Source organism: Bradyrhizobium betae (assembly GCF_050632175.1).
GTDB lineage: Bacteria > Pseudomonadota > Alphaproteobacteria > Rhizobiales > Xanthobacteraceae > Bradyrhizobium > Bradyrhizobium betae_B.
Genome location: NZ_CP192576.1, coordinates 1,998,199 through 2,014,748, shown reverse-complemented (window position 1 = coordinate 2,014,748; position 16,550 = coordinate 1,998,199). Strand labels below are relative to the sequence as shown.

Sequence of the window (16,550 nt, the reverse complement as noted above, 5' to 3'; positions counted from 1 at the left end):
AGGATATCAACGAAATGATCCGGGCGACGCAGGTCAGGGGACAGCACCGTTTCACGGAGACGCCGGCGGATACGGTCGTGCTCGATTTCGACGATCGGCACCGCCGCCGCATGGCGATGACGGGAACGCGGGGGCTCGAATTCCTGCTCGATCTGGAGAATGCCGTCGCGCTGCGCGGTGGCGATGCGCTGGTGCTGGAAGACGGCCGGCTGGTCGAAGTGGTCGCGGCGCCCGAGCCGCTGCTCGAGATTCGCGGCCACGATCCGCATCATCTCATCCGCGTCGGCTGGCATCTCGGCAACCGCCATTTGCCGACGCAGATCATGGCCAAGAGCCTGCGCATCCGCCGTGACCACGTCATCGAGGCCATGGTGAAAGGCCTCGGCGCGCGCGTGGTCGAGATCGAGGCGCCGTTCGATCCGGAAGGCGGCGCCTATGCCGACGCCGGCCATGCGCCTGGGCACGACGACCATGCCCACCACGACCACGCTCATCATGATCACGGGCACGGTCACCATGATCATCACGGCCATGACCATGCCGCGCATGACCATGGCCACGATCACCACCACCCTCACGACGAGCATTGCGACCATCCCGACCATCACCACGGCCACAAGCATGCTCATGACCACAAATGAGCCGGTTCGTGCCGGTGACCTCGCCGAGCGCGAGGCGGCGGCGCTGTACCGGCTGATGACCTGGCTGTCGCCGGCGTTTCCCGTCGGCGGCTTCTCCTATTCCAGTGGGATCGAATGGGCGGTCGAGGCGGGCGATATCACCGACATTGCGACGCTCGCTGACTGGCTCGACGCGATGCTCGGCGACGGCTCGGGCTTCTGCGATGCGACGTTCCTGGTTCATGCTTACCGGGCCGCCGAATCCGGCGAGGAGAGCACCTTAAGCGATATCGCCGAACTCGCCGCCGCCTTCGTGCCGTCGCGCGAGCGGCAGCTCGAGACGACCTCGCAGGGCCGCGCCTTCATCGAGATCTCTCGCGCGGCATGGGATTCGGAAGGCCTCGATGCGATGGTCGCGGCATGCGGCACGCCGCTGGTCTATCCCGTCGCCGTCGGTGTGGTTGCGGCGATGCACGGCGTGCCGCTGGCCCAGACCCTGCACGCCTTTCTGCATGCGTTGGTCTCGAACTGGATCTCCGCGGCGAGCCGTCTCATTCCGCTGGGCCAGACCGACAGCCAGCGCGTGCTGGTGAAGCTGGAAGCCGCGGTCGCCGCGACCGCCACCCGAGCGCTGAATGCGACACTGGACGATCTCGGCGGCGCGACGTTTCGCGCCGATCTCGCGAGTCTCCGGCACGAGACGCAATATACGCGGCTGTTTCGCTCGTGAGCGATGCGGCGTTCAACTCACCAAGAGAGAGCAAGTGACATGTCGAAATCTCACGGCCCCTTGCGTGTCGGCGTCGGCGGCCCGGTCGGATCCGGCAAGACCGCGCTGATGGACCTGCTCTGCAAGACCATGCGCGAACGCTACGACATCGCCGCGATTACCAACGACATCTACACCAAATGGGACGCGGAGTTCCTGGTGCGTTCGGGCTCGCTGACGCCTGATCGTATCGCCGGCGTCGAGACCGGCGGCTGCCCGCACACTGCGATTCGCGAGGACGCCTCGATGAATCTCGCCGCGGTCGCGGACATGCGTGCGAAATTCCCCGGACTTGATCTCGTACTGATCGAATCCGGCGGCGACAATCTCGCTGCCACTTTTTCCCCGGAGCTGGCCGACCTTACCATCTACGTCATCGACGTCGCCGCCGGCGACAAGATCCCGTCCAAGGGCGGCCCCGGCATCACCCGGTCAGATCTTCTGGTCATCAACAAGATCGACCTCGCGCCCCATGTCGGCGCCTCGCTGGAGAAAATGGACACGGACGCCAGACGGATGCGCGGGGCGCGCCCCTTTGTCATGACCAACCTGAAAAAAGCGAGGGGCTTGAGCAAATCGTGGGTTTCATCGAGGCGAAAGGTGGCTTGAAACGGGCCGGCTGATGACGCGACGACATGGCGCAGGCGTTTTCCGCCGCAGAAGCCAGGGGGAAGGCCGCATTTGCGGAACAAATTTCGGACACGGCGATTAACTACCTCCGTTGCCCGAAGCAAAGCCGTCATGGCCGGACCATCGGCCGGACGGATTAAGCTTTTCAGGCAACCGAAGTTGCGTACTGATGCCTCCTCCTTCATTATCTCCGGTACTGGGGTCCTCTCTGTTTCGGCACAGGCCCGTTCGAGCGGCGTTGACATGCTCCATGTTTATTGCCGACCTGCTGCTTTTGCCTGAGTAGTCAATTGGTCCGGCTGGGATTCATCATCGGCTTCATCGCTCTGCTCGGGGTTCTGCTCTCCGGGCTCGCGGCCTATCGTGTTCACGACCAGGAGCTGGCTCTGGACCGGATTGCGCTGGCGCGCGCAATCGACGTGCATGCGAGCCTGGTCCAGGACCGGCTGACGGAGCGTGAGCTGCTCGCGCGCGTCGCCTCAGGCCTGTTCCGCGCGCCGTCCGTGCTCAAGCCGAACATGCTGGAGCCGCTGCGCTCGGCCATCTATGCCTTCAAGACCGATTTCGTGGTGGCCGGCTGGCTCGCGCGTCTTCAGCCGAACGAACTGACCGCGGCACAGGCTGCGATCGCGGCCGCGGGCTTCCCGAAGCCGCAGATTCGTGGCTACGATGACAAGCCGATTGATCCCGCGAGCCTGACCCGGCCGATCGACGTGTTGATGGACCTCGAGCCGCGCAGCGACGAGACCAAGGCGCTGCCCGGCCGCAGTTATGATCAGGACCCGGTGCGCAGCGCGATGCTGGCTCGCGCGAGGATCGAGAAGAGGTCGGTCGCCTCCGACCCGGTGCCGCTCCTGCGCGGCAACGGCCCGGTCGGCATCATCGTCGCCGCCCCCGTCATTCCCGAAGGCGCGACCGAGCCCGTCGGCTTCATCACGTTTTCCTATGAGCTCGCATCGCTGATGCTGACCAACGACGACATGTCGTTGTTTGCGGTCGCCCTCAAGGATCCGCGCAAGGACGGCGGCGAGCTCGTTGCGAACGACCGGGGCGTAATTTCTGCGCGAGCGGCGACGACCGATGGGCCGGCGCCATCGGCGATGCGCACGGTCAGCTTCGGCGGGCGCGACTGGCAGCTCGGCTATTACGCGAAGACCAATTCGGCGCGGCGCGCCGAACAAACCGCAATTATCGTGGCGGCGATCGGTTTTGCCATCACCGCGATGGTGTGCGGACTGTTCGGCTATGTCGCCTACAACAATCTGCGGCTCAGCCGGGAAATCCAGGTGCGGATCGGCTTCGAGCGCCGCCTGACCGCGGTCATCGACGAGCTCAATCACCGGGTCAAGAATATTCTGGCAGTGATCCAGTCGATCGTGACGCGTACCCTGCGTCACGGTTCGGACATGGACGTCGCGCGCGAGTTGCTGATCGGCCGCATCCACGCAATGTCCAATGTGGTCTCGCTGCTCAGCGAGAGCCAGTGGCAGGGGTCAAGCTGAAGGGCTTGTTCGAGGCGCGCGCCATTCCACATGCCGACCGCATCGCCGTCACCGGCCCGAATATCGCCGTCAGCGCGCGCGCGGCGCAGAGCCTGTCGCTGCTGTTCTTCGAGCTTGCCTCGCACTCCGACGAAGGCCTGTCGCTGGTCGGCAAGCATCCGCACATCACGGCCAATTGGACGGTGACGGGCGAGGGGACCGAGGAGGTCTTCCATTTCCGCTGGGAGGAGTTCAACACCAGCGAGGCGACGCGGCGCCCGGATTCCGATTTTGGTCTAATCCTGCTCGACCGTGTCGCGCCGGAAGCGCTCGGCGGCACCGCCAAGCGCTTCTTCACCGACGTCTCCTACGTCTATGAATTGACCGCGCCGATGGAGACGGTGGTCGACATGACCGAGCGCGACCGCACGGAAAAGCTCTCGCAGCCGGTGAAACCCGCACGATAGATGGTACGCTTCTAGTCTTTCGGCCGCAGAACCAGATCGACCAGGGTGCGCGCATAGGCCGGCGTGATCGGCGCGATGCCGAAGACGTAGCGGTAGAACAGGCTGCCGTAGATCGCGTCGTAGAGATCCTCTGGCTGTCCCTCCGCCAGAATGCTGCCGTCCTTCTGGCCGGCGGCGATCATCTCGACCAGCGCGTCACGGCGGAATTGCAGATAGCGCGCGTAGAACAGCTCCGCCGAGCCGGTCTTCGAAATGCATTCTGAAATGACGGCGAGCTGGACCTTGCCGAATTCGTCCTGGAGCGCCTCGGCATAGGCCGCGGCATGGCTACGTGTGCGCGCCGCGGGCGTGCCGGTACTCGCAGGCGGCAACGGCAACATCTGCGCAGCGTGGTGGAGAAAGGCGTCGATCAACAGCGCCTCTCGAGATGGCCACCATTTGTAGATCGTCATCTTGGAGACGCTGGAGTGGCGTGCGATAGCGTCGATGGTGGTGGCGGCAAGGCCCGTGGCGGCCATCAGCGCATAGGCGCTTTCGAGGATGGCGTTGGTGGTCTCGATCGACCGCGGCCGGCCGCGCCGGGGCGCGCTATCGGCCTCATCACCCCCGCCTTTCACCATCGCCAGGCCCGCTCCTCTCATGCAAAGCCATTCGGCATAGCGCAGCCACAGCTTTCGGCCTAGCACAGAATCGCACGATTATTTCGCTGGACCGCCTTCGAGCGAACGAGAATCCAGAGTCCCGTTCCGATTCCATCGAAACGTAAGGTTCATCCTGCCTGCTGCCGCAAGGCCGCCGGAAGGTCCTGCCGCTTCGACCAGGAAATATAATAGGCGACCGCGGTCATCGCCGCGAAACCGACGAGGCTCACCGCGATCTGCATCACCACGAGGTTCGCCCCGGTGATCAGGATCAGATGCCCGGCGAACGACAGGAACACGGCGACGCAGAAGACCGCCAGCCATTCCTCACCGCATGTGATCAATGCCTGGAGCGGCCGCCACTTCAGGCCCGGGTGATCGGCCGGAATGAGATGGGTCGCGATGAAGGCAAGCGCGAGGAAATGGACCACGCGATAGGGTGCGAGGTTTTCCTTGTCGGTCGGCGCGATGCTGTTGAGGAGAACGTCCGGCAAGTGGTCCGATAGCGCCGGCGAATTGCGCATCAAGGTGACGGCCATCGCGAAGACGATATAGGCGCCTGCCAGGAGACGCAGCCAGGTCATGTTATGCAACGCGCGGCCTGACGCGCCCGTCACGGCGAACCAGCCACCCAATACCATCAGCATCTGCCAGCACAGCGGGTTGAAGGTCCATTGCTCATCCGGGTAGACCCGGAAATTCCAGTCGAACCAGCGTGCCGCGAGATACAGCACGACCGACGCCGCAAGCGTCAGGTTCGGCCGCCGCAACAGCCCCCACAGCGCAAGCGGAAAGAACGCCATCAACGGGATCATCAATTGCAGGAGGTCGAGGTTCAGCGGCTCTTCCTGCAGCACGAGGCCGCGGATCAGGATGCGTAGCGGGTGCTCGAGAATGCCGGAGATGTTGTATTCGTGGATGATCTCCGGTGCCTTCGATTGCCGGGCGACATAGGCGATGGTGTCGATGTAGATCACGAACAGCACGACATAGGCGGCGTAGAGCCGCCAGACGCGACGGAAGATGCGTGTCGCGGCAACGAGATAGCCGCGCTCCAGCGCCATCCTGCCGTGGATGATGGCGACGCCATAACCCACCACGAACACGAACAGGTCTGCCGCGCCGCTGAAACCGAAGTTTCGCAGCGTCAGCAAGTTGACGACGTTATTCGGGATGTGGTCGACGAATACCGACCAGTTGGCAATGCCGAGCGTCAGATAGAGCCTGGCGTCGTGATGGAATGCGGCGAGGTTCGCCTTGACCGACGGTTTCATCGCGGAAAATGACTTTTGGAATCAGGGGCGCTGCTTTTAGCGGCAACCACCTGCCTATCCGAGTAGCGTTTGCGTGAGCACAGCCGGATTTATCCCGATCGGCGCAAAATTACGCACGTTGGCCTGCTGAGCTCTCGCGGTCGCGCGCCACACGACTGTCACGCAACTTTCGGCAAGGGAAGCGACCATGTCCTCGGACTGCGTGACGGCGATCGCTATGCTGGACAAAAGCCTGATTCGGCGCTCGCACGCTCTCGCGGCCGGAATGAGGGCCAGTCCCATGCGACAATCCACGGCGCAGCGCCCCTGCCATGCAGTGCTTTGTATTCCGTTGCGCTGCTTCCGAAAGTTAGAAATGGAAAATCTCTAGTTTGGAGGCTTTCCAGCACGCTGCATTGAACCCCTGCGGTAATTTCTCGAACGACTGCGGCGGTGCGCCGCCGTTGGAAGTTGGGGAATTGCAGTGGGCGTTTTGGAAGTGGGGCGCTTGCGGCTCATGAGGGCCGTCGGTTCGATCGTTCTGGTCTTTGGTGTGGGTGAGGCCGCGGCACAATCATCGGCAGCGGGAGGTTCGACAACCGTGCTGAGCCCGGTCGTGGTCGAGAGTCGCGAAGCTCCCAAGCGGGCGCGTGCGGTATCGTCGCGGAGCCGCAGCAGCGCATTGCGTGCGCGAACGGCGGTGCGCGCGAATGTGCCGGCTGGTACTGCTGCCGCGTCCGGCGCCGGTGCGGGCAAGGAATCGGCTTTCGGCCATGTCGACGGAGTGGTCGCCACGCGTAGCGGCACAGGCACAAAAACCGATACGCCGCTGATCGAGACCCCGGCCGCGATCTCGGTCGTGACCCAGGATCAGATACAGGCCCAGGGCGCCCAGAGCATCGCGCAGGCAGTGCGGTATACGCCGGGCACGCGCGGCGAATTCGCGGGCGCCGATGCCCGCACCGATGCCGTCTATGTCCGCGGCTTCCTCGCCGACCAATATCTGGATTCGCTGCGGCTCCTGAACTTCGGCATCTTCGCCTATTCGCTGGTCGATCCATTCAATCTTGAGCGGGTCGAAGTCCTGCACGGCCCCGCTTCGATCCTGTACGGCCAATCGTCTCCGGGCGGACTGGTCGACATGGTCTCGAAGCGGCCGACGCTCGAGCCTTATCACGAGATGTTCGTTTCCACCGGCAGCTACAACCGCCTGCAGGCGGGCGTTGATCTCTCCGGACCGATCGACAAGAACAAGGAGTTTCTCTACCGCTTCACGGCGTCGGGCTTCGACGTCGGCAGCCAGGTCGATCACGGGGATTACCAGCGCATCTCGATCGCGCCGTCGCTGACCTGGCGCCCGGACAACAACACGACGCTGACGGTACTCGGTACCTATCAGCGCGATCCCAAGGCCGGTTTCTACAATCAACTGCTGCCGGGTGGCATCGGCACCATCACGCCCTTCAAGGGTAGTTTCATTCCGACCAGCTTCTATTCGGGCGAGCCGGGTTTCGATAAGACCGACCGCACCTATGGCTCGGTCGGCTATTTGTTCGAACATAGCTTCAACAATAGCGTAAAAGTCCGTCAGAACCTGCGCTACACCGATCTCAGCACCGACTTCGCGGTGGTGTCCCCTAACGCCGGCACTGACCCGACCAACATGACGCGCGGTGCCTACACGACACAGGAAAGCATCCGCTCCGTCGCCGTCGACAACCAGGCCGAGGCAAAGTTCCATGCCGGCCCGATCGAGCACACCTTGCTCGTCGGCATCGACTATCGCAACGGCGTCGACAAGACCCTCAATGGCACGGTTGCAGTGGTTCCGCCGATCAACGCCTTCAATCCGGTTTATGGCACGCCGTTCGGGCCAGTGCCGTTCACGACCAGGAACCGCCAGCAGATCGACCAGGTCGGCGAGTACATCCAGGACCAGATCAAGTATGATCACTGGGTCGCGCTGCTCGGCATCCGCCACGACCTCGCACAGTCCCGCACCGATAGCACGTCACTCGCATCGAACGTAACCACGATCGCCCCGAAGTCGGACACCGCGGTCACCAAGCGCGGCGCGCTGCTTTACAAGTTCGATAACGGCGTTGCGCCCTACATCCAGTACACGGAGTCGTTCCAGCCGACCGCCGGCACGGATTTCTTCAACCGGCCGTTCGTGCCGACGACCGGGAAGCAGGGCGAGGTGGGTATTAAGTACCAGCCCAACGATAAATCGCTCTACACGATTGCGGCGTTCGACCTGGTCCAGCAGAACGTGGTGACGCCGGACCCCGACTCGACACACGGTCCGACCGCGCGCGTCCAGACCGGCGAGGTCCGGTCGCGCGGCATCGAGTTCGAAGCCAAGACCGAGGTCAATCGCGAACTGACGGTGCTGGCCTCTTACACCTATCTCGACAACGTCGTGACCAAGACCAACAACGCCGCGCAATTCGGCAAGCATCCGGTCGGATTTCCGATGAATTCCGCCTCGGTCTGGGCGAACTACACCTTCCGCGGCGGCGCGCTCGACGGCTTCGGCCTGTCCGGCGGTGTTCGTTACATTGGCGAGCTTCCGGGTAATACGGCCAACACGTTCTATGTGCCTGAGGTGACGCTGTTCGATGCGGCGATCCATTATGACTTCTCGGCGCTGGGCCCGATGTTCAAGGGCTATTCGGCGCAGGTCAACGCCACCAATCTGTTCGACAAGGCCTATGTGACCTACTGCCAGGACTTCGGTTGCTACTACGGTCTCCGCCGCAACGTGATTGCGACGCTACGTTACCGCTGGTAGGGGGACGAGATGAGCGAGCAGGCGGTCCTCGATGGACGTGTGTATGAGCGAAAGCCGGCGCTGCGGCGCTGGCTCTTCGTGCACAAATGGTCGAGCCTGATTTGCACGCTGTTCCTGCTCCTGATCTGCGCTACCGGTCTGCCGCTGGTGTTGCGAGAGGAGATCAATGGCCTGCTCGAAGATGCCTTGCCCTACGCGCAGGTGCCGGAAAACACGCCCAATGTCAGTCTCGACCGGGTCGTCGATGCTAGCAGGAAGATGTACCCCGGCGAGACCATCATCTCCGTATTCGTCGACGACGACGAACCGAAGATCATGGTCTACATGGCGAGCTCCTGGGAGGCGTTCAACGCCAACCGAAAATCGCTCCACTCGATCCGCTTCGACGCGCACTCCGGTGACGTGCTGAAACAGACAAGGCCGTTCGGGGCAGATGGGCTCTCCTTTTTGCAATTGATGCTGACGCTGCATAGCGACCTCTTCATGGGACTGCCGGGCGAATTGTTCCTCGGCGCGATGGCGCTGTTGTTCATCGCGGCCATCGTCTCCGGGATTGCAATTTACGGTCCCTTCATGCGCAAGCTTGATTTCGGCACGGTGCGCGCGAGCCGCTCGCGGCGGCTGAAATGGCTCGATTTGCACAATCTGCTCGGCGTCGCCACGCTCGGCTGGGCGCTGGTGGTCGGCGCCACCGGAGTGATCAACGAGCTCTCGACGCCGTTGTTCGCACTGTGGCAGCAGACCGACGTGCGCGCGATGCTGGCGCCGCTGCAAGGCAAGCCGGTGCCACAGACCTCCGAACTGTCCTCACCACAAGCCGCGTATGACGCGGTGAGGACGGCATTCCCGGACATGATCACGACCAGCGTGGTGTATCCGGGCGCGCCTTTCGGATCACCCTTTCATTATGTGGTCTGGACCAAGGGTAAGGAGCCGTTGACCTCGCGCCTGTTCAGTCCTGTGCTGGTCGATGCCAGAAGCGGCGTGCTGACGTCCGCGGTCACCATGCCCTGGTATCTGCGTACGCTGGAGCTCTCGCGTCCCCTGCATTTCGGCGACTATGGCGGCATGCCGCTGAAGATCATCTGGGTCCTGCTGGATCTCTTCACCATCTTCGTGCTCGGCAGTGGGCTTTATATCTGGTTCGCGCGGTCGCGGGCGGCGAAGACGCAACAACGATCTGCGGCAGTCCTTCCACTGCCGTCGCCGGGAGCGGCGGAATGACCATCCACCGTTCGATTGGCCTGATCTGGCGCTGGCCGGCCTTGCTCGCGGCCCTGAGTATCTTCGGCCTGCTATCTGCCTTGCTGGGCCAGACGGGAGTATGGCTGCCATTGTCGTGGGTCGCGCTGGCTGCACCGCTCGTGGTGGCCGCGATCTGTATCGGCCGCAGCCGGGGCTGACTGAAAGACAGTCGTTACTCGGCTGGTTCGGCGGATGCCTCGTCGGAGACGCCGGCGCGGCTCGCCATGATGCCGAGCGCGACGCCGCCGATTGCGAGGATCGGCAACAGCCGCTTGATGCCGATGGCGCGAACGATCTGAAGCCCCGTTGCGAGCAGCATCGGGTCGGCTAGCATGCTTTGCGCCGAAGACTTCGCGGCACGCTCCGCGGCGATCCGGGCGCGCTTCTGCATCTCGCGCCTGTAGCCCCAATAGGAGCCCGCTGCGGTCAGCGTCAGCAGGAAGAAGATGCCGGCGCCTGCGAGGCAGGCCTGCACCGGGCCGTATACCTCCAGCACCGAAATGAACGCGGCCGCACAGAGGAAGCATGTCGTGATGAACAGCGCGAGTGCCGCGCCCGCGGCAAGCGACGTCAGCCGGACCGTCGTGCCGGTCGATGCGCTGATCCCGTCGATAATGCGTTGAAACATGGACTTGCTCCTCAAATCCCCACAAGCCAATAGCGGCGGCGCCACAGCGCCGCCGTCAACTCGCGATAACAGCGCGCTTAACGGCGCCAGATCGCGCCGATCAGGAAGCCGATGCCGAGCGCGATGCCAACGGTCGCAAGCGGCCGTTGCGTGATCGTGTCCTCCAACGTCTCTTCGATCGAGCCATAGGCGTCCTGCGCCGCGCCCATCATGGCGCTGCCGCGTTCGGACATGTCGTCGAAGGTCGAATCCATGTTCTCGCGCGCCTGCTTGTAACCACGCCGGGCCTGCTTGCCCGTCGCGTTGGCAAAGGTGTTGAGTGCGTCGGTGATCTGATCGGTGAGGGCGGCGATATCATTTTTCACGGCTGCTACATCCTTCTCGAGGCGTTCTGCGGTGGCTTTGTCGGTCCAATCTCTCATCCTGGCTTGGCTGTCGGTTATTGACATGAGAGGCTCCGAACTGTTGGCGGTGAGATGGGCGGAAAACGTTTCGTTGTGAGGTAAGTTCCGTTCGGGAAAATCATCATCCCTGCGGAAGCTGCGGCGAATTTTCCGGCATCAGGTGCTCCTTCAGGATCAATCCGACGATCAGGAGCGGCGACGACAGGAAGGCGCCCATCGGCCCCCACAGCCAGGTCCAGAACGCCAGCGCGATGAACACGGCCAGCGCGTTCAGCGACAGCCTGCGGCCGATAATGGTCGGCGTGACGAAATGCCCTTCCAGGAAAGTGATACCCCCGAAGGCGAGCGCCGCCATCAGGCCGCCGCCGATGGTCGGGAACGTGACCAGCCCGACCACTGCGAGCACGACGAACATCGCGACCGGCCCGATGATCGGGATGAAGTTGAGCGCAGCCGCAAGCGCGCCGAGCCCGGCCGGATTGGGCATGCCGGTGACCGCACAGACGATTCCCGTGGTAATTCCGACGCCGACATTGATGACGGTGACGGTCAGCAGGTAATTGCCGAGATGAACCTCTATCTCGTTGAGGATCCGCAGCGTGCGCAGGCGCGCGTCACGGTCGCCGAAATTCATGATCATCGCGCGCCGCAGATCGCGCCAGCTCGCGATGAAGAGGATCAGCGTGGCGAAGAACAGCAGGAATTCGGCAAAGGTCGGCGAGAGGAATTCCAGCGCCGGTTGCACCCATTCGGCTTTCGGCAGCGGAAGGCTCGGCAGCCCCTCGGAGCCGCCGACCATGGTCTGCAACTCCTTCCACAGGGCCAGCGGCCGGTCGAAGACGTGCATCTTCTCCTTCAACTGCGCGCCCAGCTCCGGCAGGCGTGAGCTCCATTCCATGGCGGGCACCGCAATCAGTGCGACGACGAAGGCGACCACCGTCGTCACCGCGATCACGATCAGCACCGCGCCGAGCGCTCGCGGCACATGCCGCCGCTCGAGAAAGCTTGCGGCCGGCGATAGCATGGTGCCGGCGACGACAGCCATCACGACGGGGAGGAAGAATGCCCTGGCAAAATAGAGCACCGCGATCACGGCGATCAGGAGCAGGCCGCCGAGCGCATAAGCGACGAACTCGGTGCGGCGGATGACCGGCGGCAGCTCGGTATGGCTACCCGGAACGGGGGTACCTTCGCTATTGCCGGGAAGTAGCCGTTCACTGGAAAGGACGCGCACAATTTCTCTCCCGCACGGAGGTCTCCGGCGCCCATTGGTGAGGTGAAAACGCACCAAGGCAAGTTCGGTTCCATCGCGGTTTCGTGAACTTGAGCTCGCTTGACTGTGACCTCACTGCCGCGGCAGTCGGCGGAACTTGAGTCGGTTCTGATGCGTTGTGGAGCAGCATCACAGAGATGCAAGCATCCTACGGGGCAAGCCCATGACAAAATTGTCCTCAGTCCGTCGCCGCTTCTCGCCGCGCGCCGTCACCGCGCTTGCCTTTGCAACCGCGTTGCTGGCCGTGCCGTTCGCAGCACAGGCCCAGACCCTCGGCTACGCACCGATGCAGCCGCAGGCCTATCCGCAAGACCCGACATATTCGCAGGGTTACGCAAACCAGGGCTATGCGGTCGATGAGCCGCAGGCCGCGGACGAAGACGCTGCGCTGCCCGACCGGCTGCGTAAACAAATCGTCAGCTTCGACCGCAGCGAGCCGGCCGGTACGATCGTGATCGATACCGCCAATACTTATCTCTATTACGTGCTCGGAAACGGCCGTGCCATTCGCTATGGCGTTGGCGTCGGCCGCGAAGGCTTTACCTGGGCCGGCGTGCAGACCGTCACCCGCAAGGCGGAATGGCCGGATTGGCATCCGCCTGCCGAGATGATCGCGCGCCAGCCTTATTTGCCGCGCTTCGTCGCGGGTGGCCCCGGCAATCCCCTGGGAGCCCGTGCGATGTATCTCGGCTCGAGCGAGTACCGCATCCACGGTACCAACGATCCCACCACGATCGGCAAGTTCGTTTCGTCCGGCTGTATCCGCCTGACCAACGAGGACGTGAGTGACCTTTTCAGCCGCGTCACTGTCGGCACCAAGGTCGTGGTGCTGCCTAAGAATGCGCCGCTGATGGCGAGGGGCGGCGATCCCGCTCGCAAGCGTCCAGCCGTGACAACGCTGTCCTCGGGCCGACAGGCGCTGAACGTCACGACGTCGGCCGTGAACTGAGAGTCGAGCAGATGAAGAGACGTTCGATCGGCAAACTGGCAGGCCGCGCGGCGGGTATCTTCGCCGTCGCCTCCTTTGGTCTCATGTTGACGCCGTCGGCGCATGCGGAAGATTTCTTCTCGGCGCTGTTCGGCGGGTTTGGACGGCGGCCACCGCCGCAAATTCAGATGCCCTTCGCCAACGAGGACATGCCGCGCAACGACACACCGCGTCAGCGCGCCTCCTATGGCGGCGGCACGGCCTTTTGTGTGCGCGGCTGCGACGGTCGTTATTTTCCGGCGCAGGGAAACGATGCCGAGAGCAAGGCCCAATCCTGCAAGAGCTTCTGCCCGGCTTCGGAAACCTCACTGGTCTATGGCGGCAACATCGACGATGCCGCGACGGACAAGGGCAAAGCCTATTCCGAACTGCCGAATGCCTTCCGCTACCGCAACGAGATCGTTGCCGGTTGCACCTGCAACGGCAAGGATCCGGTCGGGCTGGCCCAGGTCAAGGTCGAGGACGATCCGACCTTGCGCAAGGGCGATATCATCGCGGGCGCTGACGGCCTCGTTGTTGCCAACCGGAACGCCAATGACCGCCGCGGTGTCGCGATGAACTTCTCCCCGCTGCCGGACTCGGTGCGTGCCAGATTCCGGCAGGTGCCGGTGGTTGCGAAGGAGTAGGGCCTTGGCGTTGCAAGCTAAGCCGCGCGAATCTTCCCCAGGAAGTCGCTGACCTGCTCGCCGAGTTGGCGGCTTTGCGTCTCCAGAGTCTCCGAAGCCTGCTTGACGTTGTCGGCGGCGCCGGCTGCGCTGTCGGCATCGGCCTTCACGCCGGTGATGTTGTCAGAGACATTCTTGGTGCCTTGCGCGGCATATTGCGTGCTGCGGGTGATCTCCTGCGTCGCCGCACCCTGCTCCTGCACGGCGGCCGCGATGGCGGTGGCGACTTCGTTGACCTCGCCGATAATACCGCCGATCGCCTGGATCGCGTTGATGGCGTCACCGGCGACCTTCTGGATGTCGGCGATCTGCTCGGAGATTTCCTCCGTCGCCTTCGCGGTCTGGCTCGCCAGCGACTTCACTTCCGAGGCGACCACGGCAAAGCCGCGCCCGGCCTCGCCTGCGCGTGCGGCTTCGATCGTCGCGTTGAGCGCGAGGAGGTTGGTCTGCGCCGCGATGGTGTTGATCAGGCCGACCACCTCGCCGATGCGGCCTGCGGATTGCGCCAGCCCCTGAACGGTGCCGTCGGTCTCGCGCGCCTGGTTGACGGCGCGGCTGGCGATGCCTGCCGCATGCGCGGCCTGCTGGCTGATGTCGTTGATCGAGGCAGACAGCTCCTCGGCCGCGGCCGCAACGCTCTCGACGCTGGATGAAGCCTCGTTTGAAGCTCTGCCGGCAACCTCGACACGCTCATTGGTCTGGCGCGACACCTCGGACAGATCGCCCGAGGTCTTGCGCATCTCGCCGGAAGCCTCGCTTAGCTCGCCCAGCGACTTTCGCACCACGCCTTCGAACTCGCCGACATAGCCCTCGATCGCGCGCTGGCGCGCGGCCGCGCCGGCGTTGCGCTCGCGCTCCTGCTCCTCGATCTTGAGCTTGTCGATCGCCTGCTGCTTGAAGGTCTCCAGCGCGCCGGCAAGCGAGCCGATCTCGTCCTTGCGGTCGAGATAGCCGCTGTCGACGCCGAGATCGCCACCGGCGACCTTGAGCATGGCATCGCGAATCCGGTGCAGCGGCGTGATCACGCGACGGCTGACTGCCAGCATTGCGGCACCCGTCAACAAGATGGCGGCGACGAGCAGGACGATATTGATGATAAGCCACTGCACGGCGGCGGCACGCTGGGCGGCGGAATGATCCTTGGCGGCCTGCAGGGCGGCGTCGGCGAGCTTCACCGCGGTCATCATGCGCGGCACCGAATAGGGGCTCCACTGGTTGGCGGTCATCGACGGCTTCTCGCCCTTGGCGATCGCCGTGATGACGCCATCGCGGGTGGCGGCATATTGCGGGTCGAAATAGGTCGATTTCGTTTCGGCGATCGCGGATGCGAGCGCTGGCGGCAGTTGCATGCCCAATGCGGCGAGCTCGATTGCGGTCCAGGCGGCGTCGGTGCCGCCTACGAATTTGGTGTAGGCGAGCTGCACCTCGGGCGTGATCTTGCCGCTGCCGAGCGCGTTGCCGACGAGTTGCGAGGATTCGCCCGCGGTGCTGCGCAGCAGCCAGGCCATCTGCTTGATGGTCAGCAACTGATCGATGGTGGCGTCCTGATGGTTCACGCTCGCGACGAGCGCACCGGCGAGCTTGTCGAGCTGCGCCATCAGCGAGTCCTCGGTCGCGACATATTCCTTGGCAAGGCTTGCACGGCGGGCCGCCTTGGGCTTGACGACCTCGGTCCAGAACTCGGCCTGTGCCGCCAGCAATGTCTTGTTCAGCGCGCCGAGCTCGCCGAGGAACGTTTCCCGTTGGGCGAGGTCGGTGGTCGGAAGCAGCTCGAGGGTACGAGCCAGCGCTGGCATCAGGGCTTCGCGGATCTCGCGGATGTATTTCTCGATGTCCTTGTCCATCGCGACATCGGAGGTGAGCTGGCGGTTGCTGGTCGAACGGTCGGCCCGGATGTTGGCCATCGCCTTGAACACCTCGGCGGAAGCCGCGGAGACCGCGACGATCCGGTTGGCCTGCTGCAGCCTGCCCCATGAGCCCCATGCGCTGATCGCGAAGCCGATGACGATGACCATCGCCGTGGACAGGATCACCGCCTTTAGCAACGTGGAAACGGACAAGCGATTGAGCATCGGACACCCCAACAGACGCGCATGCGTAATGGCAGGCGCCTGGAGTGCATTTGGCCCGTAAAGAGTAAAAACTTAGACAGCATTGCTGCCGTAAAATTACGGGGCCTCCCGCCTCGCGCATCCTTTTCTTACGCCGGACGGGATTTTGCCGAGGAAGTCGCTGACCTCGTGGCCGAGCTGGCGGCTCGCTTCACGTGGTCTGCGGCGGCTCGGCATCGGCTTTGTCGTTGATCGAGGCAGAAAGCCTATCGGCATCGGCAGCAACGTTGTCGATGGAGGGTAAGGCTTTGGGCTGCCGGCGGCCGGATTGCCAAGCGTTGCAATGGGTTGCTTGAATGGAACCGGCGCCGGGGATGGGCGTTGGGATACCGTTACCAATTTGCCTGAAGGGGGCCTTGCGATGCTGGTCGGCGTACTCGTCACATTTCTCGTCGTCATTCTCGTGCTCTATCTCATCAACATGCTGCCGATGGACGGTCGCGCCAAGCAGATCGCGCGCGTGGTCGTCATCATCATCGGCATCGTGTCGCTGCTGAAATATCTCGCGGTGTTTTAGCGCAGACCTGTAGCCCGCATGAGCGAAGCGATATGCGGGGCGGTCGTCCCGGATATCGCTTCGC

General features: G+C 63.5%; 14 protein-coding genes and 2 pseudogenes. 10 read left to right on the top strand and 6 right to left on the bottom strand.

Annotation, left to right across the window (positions count from 1 at the left end; genetic code table 11):
* Positions 1–14 precede the first annotated feature (14 nt).
* The 4 genes and pseudogenes from ureE (at position 15) to ACQ86E_RS09890 (ending at position 3,967) form a co-directional block, all read left to right on the top strand.
* Entirely contained in the window at positions 15–641 is a 627-nt protein-coding gene (gene ureE, locus ACQ86E_RS09905; RefSeq protein WP_431205227.1) for an urease accessory protein UreE, read from the top strand.
* Entirely contained in the window at positions 622–1,350 is a 729-nt protein-coding gene (locus tag ACQ86E_RS09900; protein ID WP_431206439.1) for an urease accessory protein UreF, read from the top strand. Before ureE ends, ACQ86E_RS09900 begins: the two co-directional genes overlap by 20 nt.
* A 39-nt stretch (positions 1,351–1,389) precedes the next feature.
* A pseudogene (ureG, locus tag ACQ86E_RS09895) lies at positions 1,390–2,012 on the top strand (urease accessory protein UreG).
* A gap of 297 nt (positions 2,013–2,309) precedes the next feature.
* A pseudogene (locus ACQ86E_RS09890) lies at positions 2,310–3,967 on the top strand (CHASE domain-containing protein).
* 11 nt (positions 3,968–3,978) lie between these two features.
* Here ACQ86E_RS09890 and ACQ86E_RS09885 read toward each other — a convergent pair.
* Both ACQ86E_RS09885 and ACQ86E_RS09880 read right to left on the bottom strand, forming a co-directional pair.
* Positions 3,979–4,608 carry a TetR/AcrR family transcriptional regulator gene (locus ACQ86E_RS09885; protein WP_431205226.1) on the bottom strand — a complete coding sequence of 210 codons (630 nt, stop codon included), beginning with the start codon at positions 4,606–4,608 and terminating at the stop codon, positions 3,979–3,981.
* Between the two features lie 128 nt (positions 4,609–4,736).
* Positions 4,737–5,882: an OpgC domain-containing protein gene (locus ACQ86E_RS09880; protein WP_431205225.1), complete on the bottom strand. Its 1,146-nt coding sequence runs from the start codon at positions 5,880–5,882 to the stop codon at positions 4,737–4,739.
* A gap of 580 nt (positions 5,883–6,462) precedes the next feature.
* Between ACQ86E_RS09880 and ACQ86E_RS09875 the strand changes: the two genes are divergently transcribed.
* The 3 genes from ACQ86E_RS09875 to ACQ86E_RS09865 are packed head-to-tail and all read left to right on the top strand — an operon-like array spanning position 6,463 to position 10,058.
* Positions 6,463–8,655, top strand: coding sequence for a TonB-dependent siderophore receptor (locus tag ACQ86E_RS09875; RefSeq protein ID WP_431205224.1), 2,193 nt, complete (start codon positions 6,463–6,465; stop codon positions 8,653–8,655).
* A 9-nt stretch (positions 8,656–8,664) separates the two neighbouring features.
* Entirely contained in the window at positions 8,665–9,879 is a 1,215-nt protein-coding gene (locus tag ACQ86E_RS09870) for a PepSY-associated TM helix domain-containing protein (RefSeq protein ID WP_431205223.1), read from the top strand.
* On the top strand, positions 9,876–10,058 hold the full coding sequence (locus ACQ86E_RS09865) for a hypothetical protein (RefSeq protein WP_431205222.1): 183 nt from the start codon (positions 9,876–9,878) through the stop codon (positions 10,056–10,058). Before ACQ86E_RS09870 ends, ACQ86E_RS09865 begins: the two co-directional genes overlap by 4 nt.
* A 14-nt stretch (positions 10,059–10,072) precedes the next feature.
* On the opposite strand, the gene ACQ86E_RS09860 is transcribed toward ACQ86E_RS09865, so the two are convergent.
* The 3 genes from ACQ86E_RS09860 to ACQ86E_RS09850 form a co-directional block, all read right to left on the bottom strand.
* A complete protein-coding gene (locus tag ACQ86E_RS09860; RefSeq protein ID WP_431205221.1) occupies positions 10,073–10,528 on the bottom strand; it encodes a hypothetical protein in 456 nt (151 codons plus the stop codon).
* A 77-nt stretch (positions 10,529–10,605) separates the two neighbouring features.
* Entirely contained in the window at positions 10,606–10,977 is a 372-nt protein-coding gene (locus ACQ86E_RS09855; protein ID WP_014439653.1) for a DUF883 family protein, read from the bottom strand.
* 76 nt (positions 10,978–11,053) lie between these two features.
* On the bottom strand, positions 11,054–12,166 hold the full coding sequence (locus ACQ86E_RS09850; RefSeq protein WP_431205220.1) for an AI-2E family transporter: 1,113 nt from the start codon (positions 12,164–12,166) through the stop codon (positions 11,054–11,056).
* Positions 12,167–12,368: 202 nt separating this feature from the next.
* Here ACQ86E_RS09850 and ACQ86E_RS09845 point away from each other — a divergent pair, with 202 nt between their 5' ends.
* Positions 12,369–13,154 carry a L,D-transpeptidase gene (locus tag ACQ86E_RS09845; protein WP_431205219.1) on the top strand — a complete coding sequence of 262 codons (786 nt, stop codon included), beginning with the start codon at positions 12,369–12,371 and terminating at the stop codon, positions 13,152–13,154.
* 11 nt (positions 13,155–13,165) lie between these two features.
* Positions 13,166–13,819: a DUF2865 domain-containing protein gene (locus ACQ86E_RS09840; RefSeq protein ID WP_431205218.1), complete on the top strand. Its 654-nt coding sequence runs from the start codon at positions 13,166–13,168 to the stop codon at positions 13,817–13,819.
* A 17-nt stretch (positions 13,820–13,836) separates the two neighbouring features.
* On the opposite strand, the gene ACQ86E_RS09835 is transcribed toward ACQ86E_RS09840, so the two are convergent.
* Complete coding sequence (locus ACQ86E_RS09835; protein WP_431205217.1) at positions 13,837–15,930, bottom strand: methyl-accepting chemotaxis protein; 2,094 nt, start codon at positions 15,928–15,930, stop codon at positions 13,837–13,839.
* Positions 15,931–16,330: 400 nt separating this feature from the next.
* On the opposite strand from ACQ86E_RS09835, the gene ACQ86E_RS09830 reads away from it, so the two are divergent.
* The gene (locus ACQ86E_RS09830; RefSeq protein ID WP_007599832.1) at positions 16,331–16,486 is read left to right on the top strand and encodes a Thivi_2564 family membrane protein; all 156 of its coding nucleotides are present in this window, start codon (positions 16,331–16,333) and stop codon (positions 16,484–16,486) included.
* The last annotated feature ends 64 nt before the right edge of the window (positions 16,487–16,550 follow it).